The following is a 342-nucleotide window of genomic DNA, read 5'->3' on the forward strand; positions in this document are numbered from 1 at the left end:
CGACACTGCCGTCTTCGACCATCACCCCGGCCTGCAACCACTGCCGCAGCAGCTTCAGCACTCGACGATCACTGACCCGCTTCTCCACCTCGGCCATCAGCGCTGCATGGTCGATACGGTTAAAGAAGTCTTTGATGTCGAACTCCACGACGAACACGTGGCCCTTGATGAACCCGACACGAAGCCGCTCCATCGCCTGCGTCGCACTGCGCCGGGGCCGGAACCCGTAGGAGACCTCTAGAAAGTCCGCCTCGAAAATCGGTTCCAACACCAGCTTCGCCGCCTGCTGGACCACCCGGTCGCGGACCGTGGGAATCCCCAACGGCCTGAAACCACCGGCTG

At 62.6% G+C, this 342-nt stretch carries 1 protein-coding gene; it reads right to left on the reverse strand.

Annotated elements, in window-relative coordinates:
* On the reverse strand, positions 1-342 hold a 342-nt coding region (locus tag IZR01_RS49675), incomplete at both ends, for a reverse transcriptase domain-containing protein (RefSeq protein WP_369125534.1).

It is taken from the genome of Catenulispora pinisilvae, assembly GCF_015356865.1.
In the GTDB taxonomy this organism is placed as follows: Bacteria; Actinomycetota; Actinomycetes; order Streptomycetales; family Catenulisporaceae; genus Catenulispora; species Catenulispora pinisilvae.